The sequence below is a fragment of the Nocardioides aquiterrae genome (assembly GCF_039526625.1).
Taxonomy (GTDB): domain Bacteria; phylum Actinomycetota; class Actinomycetes; order Propionibacteriales; family Nocardioidaceae; genus Nocardioides; species Nocardioides aquiterrae.
Genome location: NZ_BAAAJE010000023.1, coordinates 132,661 through 136,863 on the forward strand (window position 1 = coordinate 132,661; position 4,203 = coordinate 136,863).

A 4,203-nucleotide genomic window follows, 5' to 3' on the forward strand; every position below is an offset into this window, starting at 1 on the left:
CGCCGAGGTCGCCGACGGTGCCGGCGAGCTGGTCGGGCTGACCCACGGCGGCCTGGCCACGTCCTCGACGGCCGCGCGCCGCTGGCGCACCGCCGCCGGCCCGGCGCACCACGTGATCGACCCGCGCACCGGCGCCCCCACCGACGGCGGCCTCCGCACGGCGACCGTCTGGGCGCCGACCTGCGTGGAGGCCAACACGTACAGCACCGCCGCCCTGGTCTGGGGCCGCTCCGCCGCGGCGCGCCTCGGCCTCGCCGGGGTCGCGGCCCGACTCGTCGACGACGAGGGAGTCGTCCGGCCGGTCGGGCCGTGGCCCGGCGAGGAGCGGGCGGCATGACGCTCTGGTTCCTCGCCCGGGCCGCCGGGTTCATGGCGCTGATCGGCGCGACCGCCGCGGTCTCGCTGGGCGCGCTCTCGTCGGGCTCGTCGCCCGAGACCCGGTTGCGCCGCCGCGAGTCCCGGCTGCTCCTCCAGCTCGCCCACCGCTCGGCCGCCGTCGTCACGCTCGCGCTGCTCGCGCTGCACGGGGTGCTGCTCGTCCTGGACAGCCACGTCGCGATCACCGTGTCGGGCGCGCTGGTGGCGTTCACCGCCGGCTACCGCGGCTGGGCCGTCGGGCTCGGCACGCTGGCCGTCTACTGCTTCGCCGTCGTCGCCCTCACCGGGGCCGTCCGGGGCCGGCTCGCGAGCTCGCCGTCCGCGGCCCGCTGGTGGCGGCCGGTGCACGCGCTGGCCTACCTCGCCTGGCCGCTGGCCATGGCGCACGGCGTGTTCTCGGGGACCGACACCGGCACCGGCTGGGCCTGGCTCCTGTACGGCGGCTCGCTGCTCACCGTCCTCGGGGCGGTCTGGGCCCGGCTCAGCGCCGAGGAGGAGCACGCGGCCGGTCCGCTGGCCGCCACCCGGCACAGCCACCGGCTCGCGGGGCGGCCGTCGTGACCACGCTGCACGCACCGACCGCGCCGACGGCGTACGGCTCCGCCCGGCTGCTCGCCGGCGCCACCCGCGGCGAGCGCACCGACCTGGCCACCCACCGCGGCCTGCACGGCGCCCAGCAGCACCGCACCCGCGCGGCGCTGGTCGAGGAGACCGCCGCCGTCCGGCTGCTCGGCCGCGGCGGCGCGGCGTTCCCCGTCTCCACGAAGCTGGCCGGGATGCCCACCGGCTCGGGGGTCGAGGTCGTCGTGAACGGCTCGGAGAGCGAGCCGGCCAGCCGCAAGGACCGGACGCTGATGACCCTGGTCCCGCACCTGGTGATCGACGGCGCGCTGGTCGCCGCCCGGGCCCTGAAGACCCGGCGGGTCACGATCGCCGTCCACGACGGCGCCGCGCACGCCTCGCTCGTGCAGGCGCTCGAGGAGCGGCGCCGGGCCGAGCCGCACCCGGAGCGGGTGACGGTCCGGCTGCAGCCGGCGCGGTTCGTGTCCGGCGAGGTCCGGGCGGTGCTGAGCGGGCTCGAGGGGCGGCCCGCCGTCCCGCCCGGACACCGGATCCTCCCGACCGTGCGCGGCCTGCACGGGCACCCGACGTTCGCGAGCAACGTCGAGACGTTCGCCCAGCTGGCGCTGCTGGTCTCGCTCGGCGTGCGCACGTACGCCGGGGTCGGCGAGCCCGCCGAGCCCGGGACGACGCTCCTCACGCTCCTCGGCGACGTCCCGGCCCCGGGCGTCGCCGAGGTCCCGACCGGTCTCCCCCTCGACGCCCTGCTGCCCGGCTCGGCCGGCCCGGTGCTGGTCGGTGGCTACCACGGGCACTGGGTCCCCGACCTGCGCGGGCTGCGCGTCAGCCGCCCCGCGCTGCGGGAGGCGGGCGTGCCCCTCAACGCGGGGGTCGTGGCGCGGCTGCCCGAGTCGGGCTGCGCGCTGGCCGAGGTGGCGGCCGTGACGGCCTGGCTGGCCCGGCAGTCGGCCGGCCAGTGCGGGCCGTGCCTCTTCGGCACCGCCGCCGTGGCCCGCGACGTCGCCACGATCCTGCACGGCCGGCCCGCCCCGGACGTCGCCGCCCGGGTCCGCGGCCTGGTCCGCCGGGGTGCCTGCGCGCACCCGGACGGCACCGCGGCGTTCGTCGCGAGCGCGCTGAGCGCGATGACCGCCGAGCTGGGCGCGCACCTCGGGCGCGGCGGCTGCGGCCGCCCGTACCTGGGCGTGCTGCCGCTCGACGAGGACGGCCCGCGATGAGGGTCGAGGTCGACTGGACGCGCTGCGACGGCCACGCGCTGTGCGCGCTGCTGCTGCCGGAGAACATCGACTCCGACCCGGACGGCTACCCGGTCGTCCGCGACCCGGCCGTGGTCCCGTCCTCCCTGCGCCACGCCCGCCGCGCGGTCTCGGCCTGCCCGGCGCTGGCGCTCCGGCTCGTGCGCGACTGAGGCGCCCGGCGCCGTCCTGGGGGCAGGATGTGCGCCATGCGCAGGCTCTCCGTCCTCTCGGGTGCGCTGACGGCCCTGGTCGTCGCGTCCCTCCTCGCCCCCACCGCGCCCGCGAGCGCCGCGGTCGACCTCTGCTCGCGCACCGTCGTCGCGGACACCGCCGGCGTGCTCGACGTCGCCCGGGTCGAGCGGGCCGCGGCCGGCTTCGGCGACGACGTGGTGGTCAAGGTGCTCACCTACCGCACCACCGACGGCACGGACCTGTACGACGTGGTGCGCGACGCCCGGTCGCGGTGCGGCGGCTGGGGTTTCCGGCCCGGAGGCGACCGGTCGCTGCTCGTCCTCGCCGTGGCGACCGAGGACCGCCAGCTGGCCAGCCACTACGACGGCGCCGGGCTGCAGCGGTTCGAGCGCGCCCGGGACCACGCCGAGGTCGACGGGATGGGCCCGAGCTTCGCCAACGGCCGGTGGACGCAGGGCATGGTGGCCGGGCTCGGGATCTACGAGAAGGCCCTGCACCGCACCGGCGGGGGCGGGCACCACCAGGGCGGCGGTGCTGGAGGCGGTGGCGTCCCGACCGTCGTGGACCCGGCACCGGACGGCACGCAGCCCACCCCGGCCGGGCCGGTGCTCGCCGTCCTCGCCGCCCTGGTCGCCGTGGCTCTGCTGGCCTGGGGCCTCGTCGTCCTGCTGCGCCGCCGGCGCGCGACGACCGCGGCGCGCCGGGCCCTCGCCGGGGCGACCGACGAGATGGCCGCCGCGTGGATGGAGCTCGACCAGGGCCGGGAGTACGTCGACGCGCGGGTGGCGTCGCTGCCCGACGTCCAGGACGCGACCGTGCTCCAGGTGCGCGCCGACCACCGGGCGGCGACCGCCGCGCTCGAGCAGGCCTCGGCGACGTACCTCGATCTCTCCCAGGCGTACGCCGTGGACCGGCTCCCGGACCTGGACGCCGACGGCGCGACCGCCGGCGTCCAGCCGGTGCGGGAGGCGACCGCCGCGCTCACGGCGGCCCGTGCCCAGCTGGACGCGGTCGAGGCCGCCGTGGCGGCCTTCGAGGAGGTGCGCGACCGGCTCCCGGCCCGGGTGGCCGAGCTCCGCGAGTCCGCCCGCCGCGTCGGCGCGCTGATCGACCGCCGCCAGTCCGAGGGGTACGCGACCGGCGAGCAGGACGGCGCCCCGGCCGCGGCCGAGCAGGGCGCCCGCGACGCCGAGGCCCTCGGCGCCCAGCTCCACTTCGGGGACGCCGCCCGGCGGCTGGCGGCCGCCGCGGACGCCCTGGCGGCGCACGAGTCCTGGCTGACCGGCCTCGACGACTACCGGGCCGCGCTCGCGACCGACCTGGCCGCCCTCGAGCGGCGCGCCGGCACCCTCGACGCCGCGATCGCCGACGCGCGGGTCACGGTCGGCCACCTCGAGTCGACGTACGACGCCACCTGCCTGGCCGGCGTGCGCGAGCGGGTGGACGCCGCGGCGGCCGGCCGGGCCCGGCTCGACGACACGCTCGCGCAGGTGCGCCGCAACGCCTCGATGGAGGTCCAGCAGTTCCGCGCCGCCCGGGACGGGCTGGACGGTGCCGCGACCGCCGCCGACCAGGTCGCGGCCGACGCGGCCGCGGCCGGCGCCCGCGAGGCCGAGCTGGCCGCGCTGGTGACCGCCCTCCCGCTCGACGCCGACCGGCTGGCCGCCGAGGCCGCCGGGGTCGCGGACCGGATGACCGCCAACCCCCAGGCGGTGTCCTTCCTGGACCCCGCGCCCGAGGTCGCCGGGCTCGACGCCACGGCCCGGGCGCTCGGCGGGCGGGCCCGCCAGCAGCGGGCGCCGCTCCTCCAGCT

5 protein-coding genes are annotated in these 4,203 nt (G+C 79.2%); all 5 read left to right on the forward strand.

Annotation, left to right across the window (positions count from 1 at the left end):
- The coding region (locus ABD086_RS19815; protein ID WP_343909407.1) for an FAD:protein FMN transferase at positions 1-337 on the forward strand (337 nt) is incomplete at its 5' end.
- The gene (locus ABD086_RS19820; protein ID WP_343909409.1) at positions 334-939 is read left to right on the forward strand and encodes a hypothetical protein; all 606 of its coding nucleotides are present in this window, start codon (positions 334-336) and stop codon (positions 937-939) included. The genes ABD086_RS19815 and ABD086_RS19820, both read left to right, overlap by 4 nt.
- The gene (locus ABD086_RS19825) at positions 936-2,177 is read left to right on the forward strand and encodes an NADH-ubiquinone oxidoreductase-F iron-sulfur binding region domain-containing protein (protein WP_343909411.1); all 1,242 of its coding nucleotides are present in this window, start codon (positions 936-938) and stop codon (positions 2,175-2,177) included. Before ABD086_RS19820 ends, ABD086_RS19825 begins: the two co-directional genes overlap by 4 nt.
- The gene (locus ABD086_RS19830) at positions 2,174-2,368 is read left to right on the forward strand and encodes a ferredoxin (RefSeq protein ID WP_343909413.1); all 195 of its coding nucleotides are present in this window, start codon (positions 2,174-2,176) and stop codon (positions 2,366-2,368) included. The genes ABD086_RS19825 and ABD086_RS19830 overlap by 4 nt, the downstream gene beginning before the upstream one ends.
- Positions 2,369-2,404: 36 nt before the next feature.
- A partial coding sequence (locus ABD086_RS19835) for a TPM domain-containing protein (RefSeq protein ID WP_343909415.1) occupies positions 2,405-4,203 on the forward strand: 1,799 nt, incomplete at its 3' end.

Coding starts and splice junctions, on each gene's coding strand:
- ABD086_RS19820 (WP_343909409.1), top strand. CDS start 334: ATGACGCTCTGGTTCCTCGCCCGGGCCGCCGGGTTCATGGCGCTGATC.
- ABD086_RS19830 (WP_343909413.1), top strand. CDS start 2,174: ATGAGGGTCGAGGTCGACTGGACGCGCTGCGACGGCCACGCGCTGTGC.